The following is a 2,298-nucleotide window of genomic DNA, read 5'->3' on the forward strand; positions in this document are numbered from 1 at the left end:
CGGCGCGGGGTGACCGCGCCCACCGGCTCGGGGCGCTGGGCGGCCGTCTCGCGCGCGGCGGCGAGCAGCACCAGCGCCGCCGCGCACGCGCGCATCCGGGACGCGAGGCGCGCGGGCATCAGAAGTAGTAGCGGAGCGCCACGAACGTCGGCGGCTCCCCCGCGTCGACCGACAGCCCGCTGATCTGCCGCGCCACGTCGAAGCCGATGCGGCGGCTCGCGTAGCCGAAGCCCACGCTCGGCCCGCTGTCGCCGCGCTTCTGCACCCACCCGCCGCGCAGCATGAACGTGTTGCGGAACGTCCCCTCGGCGCCGACGTGCACCGCCGGGTCCGCGCCCGCGGCGCCGAGCCCGCGCACCACGTCCGCCGAGACACGAAGGCGCGCGTTCGTGTCCAGGCGCGCGATCGCCGCAACGTCGTAGCGGGCGCCCACCGCGAGCTGCGTCGGCAGCGCGTCCGACTGCTCGCTGTCGCGCACCTGCAGCCGGCGCCCCAGGTTGCGCAGCGAGAGCCCGAGCGCGAGCGGGAGGTGGCGGCGCAGGTCGTACTGCGCGCCCACGTCCACCATGCTCGCCGTCCCGCCCTCGTTGTCCGTGAAGGTGGGGACGTTCGGGTTCGTGCACGTGCCGCTGCAGTCGAAGCGCACCTGCAGCAGGCGGTAGGTGAGCCCGACCGCGACGTCGCGCCCGAACGTGCTCGCGTAGCTCGCGGCCAGCGACACGGTGCGCGAGTACACGGTCCCGATCTGGTTGCCGAAGTCGTCGGTCGCCGGCACCTCGCCGAGGTTCACGAGGTAGCCCGAGCCCGCGAACGTGCCGAGCCGGCGCTGCGGGATCACGACCGAGAGCAGGTCGCGCCGCGCGGACAGGTCCTGCCCGTGCAGCAGCGAGATCTCGCGGCGCGTCGCGAAGCCGAGCGCCGCCGGGTTCACGAGCTGGCTCTCGGCGCCGAACTGCCCCGCGACCCCCGCGCCGCCCACGCCGACCAGGCGCGCGCCCAGCGGCAGCAGCAGCGAGATGGCGCCGGCCGCGTTCGCGTCCTGCGCTCCCGCCACGGCGACGCCCGCCGACGGTCCCAGCGTCAGCGCGGCGAGCAGCGCCGCGGCCGACCGGAACAGGCGCCCGCCCTCAGAGCGGCGTCGCCTCATCCACGAGGAGGATCGGGATGTCGTCGCGCACCGGGTACCGCAGCGCGCACTGCCGGCAGACGAGCGAGGACTCGGCCTCGCGGTAGTCCAGCGCCCCTCGGCACTTCGGGCAGACGAGGATGGCCAGGAGCTGCGGCGCGAGGCTCATGCGTCGGGGTCGGGCGGGAGCTGGTAGCCGAGTCGGCGGAGCGCGCGCTCGTCGCGCCGCCAGTTCGGGAGGACCTTGACCCACAGGTCCAGGTACACCTGCGCCTCGAGCAGCGCCTCGATCTTCGCGCGGGCCACGCGGCCGATCTCGCGGATCCGCGTCCCCTTCGCCCCGATGAGGATCCGCTTCTGGCTGTCGCGCTCGACGTGCAGGACGGCCCGAATGTACACCGGCGACCGGCTCTCCCGGAACTCCTCGATCTCGCACGCCACGCTGTAGGGCACCTCGTCGTCCAGCTGCTCGAGGGCCGTCTCGCGCACCAGCTCCGCGGCGAAGAAGCGCAGCGTCTGGGTGCTGATCTCGTCCTCCGGGTAGAGGAACGGGCTCTCGGGAAGCCGCTCGGCGGCCGCCGCGAGCAGCGCGTCGACCCCCGACCCGTCGAGCGCGGAGACCAGGAAGGCGTCGGGGTACTCGGCGCGCAGCGCCTCCCGGCGCGCGGGCTCGAGCGCGTCCAGCTTGTTGAGCGCCAGCAGGACCGGCGCGCGCGGGCGCTCGGCGTCGGTCAGCGCGGCCACCGTCTCCAGCGGCGGGACCGTCCCCTCGGTCGCGTCGACCAGGTACACGACGACGTCGGCGTCGCGGAGCGCGGCGATCGCCGCCCCGCGCATGGCGGCGTGCAGCGCGTAGCGCGGCTCGAGCAGCCCGGGGGTGTCCAGCACCACCATCTGCACGCCCTCCTCGCTGCGGATGCCGACGACGCGGTCGCGCGTGGACTGCGGCTTGGGGCTGGTGATGGCCAGCTTCTGCCCGACCACGCGGTTGAGGAGCGTGGACTTGCCGGCGTTGGGCTTGCCGACGACGGTGACGATCCCGGCGCGTGGCATGGCGGGAGGGGATGGGTGCAAACACGAAGCCCCCGCGTCACGGATGACGCGGGGGCTTCGGAATGAGGTGCCGGCGACGGCCTACTCTCCCGCGCTCTCTCGAGCGGAGTACCATCGGC

The 2,298-nt window shown here is 74.5% G+C and carries 3 protein-coding genes; all 3 read right to left on the reverse strand.

Translation table 11 applies throughout. From position 1 onward, the window contains the following. Positions 1 to 118: 118 nt before the first annotated feature. The 3 genes from PYV61_RS24375 to era are packed head-to-tail and all read right to left on the reverse strand — an operon-like array spanning position 119 to position 2,179. A complete protein-coding gene (locus PYV61_RS24375) occupies positions 119 to 1,147 on the reverse strand; it encodes a PorV/PorQ family protein (RefSeq protein WP_275836475.1) in 1,029 nt (342 codons plus the stop codon). Continuing rightward, entirely contained in the window at positions 1,128 to 1,295 is a 168-nt protein-coding gene (locus PYV61_RS24380; protein ID WP_275836476.1) for a Trm112 family protein, read from the reverse strand. The genes PYV61_RS24375 and PYV61_RS24380 overlap by 20 nt, the downstream gene beginning before the upstream one ends. After that, positions 1,292 to 2,179, reverse strand: a complete 888-nt coding sequence (gene era, locus PYV61_RS24385; RefSeq protein WP_275836477.1) for a GTPase Era — start codon at positions 2,177 to 2,179, stop codon at positions 1,292 to 1,294. The genes PYV61_RS24380 and era overlap by 4 nt, the downstream gene beginning before the upstream one ends. Between the last annotated feature and the right edge of the window lie 119 nt (positions 2,180 to 2,298).

Origin of the sequence: Roseisolibacter sp. H3M3-2 (genome assembly GCF_029211165.1) — a bacterium.
In the GTDB taxonomy this organism is placed as follows: domain Bacteria; phylum Gemmatimonadota; class Gemmatimonadetes; order Gemmatimonadales; family Gemmatimonadaceae; genus Roseisolibacter.

Coding starts and splice junctions, on each gene's coding strand:
- PYV61_RS24380 (WP_275836476.1), bottom strand. CDS start 1,295: ATGAGCCTCGCGCCGCAGCTCCTGGCCATCCTCGTCTGCCCGAAGTGC.
- PYV61_RS24375 (WP_275836475.1), bottom strand. CDS start 1,147: ATGAGGCGACGCCGCTCTGAGGGCGGGCGCCTGTTCCGGTCGGCCGCG.
- era (WP_275836477.1), bottom strand. CDS start 2,179: ATGCCACGCGCCGGGATCGTCACCGTCGTCGGCAAGCCCAACGCCGGC.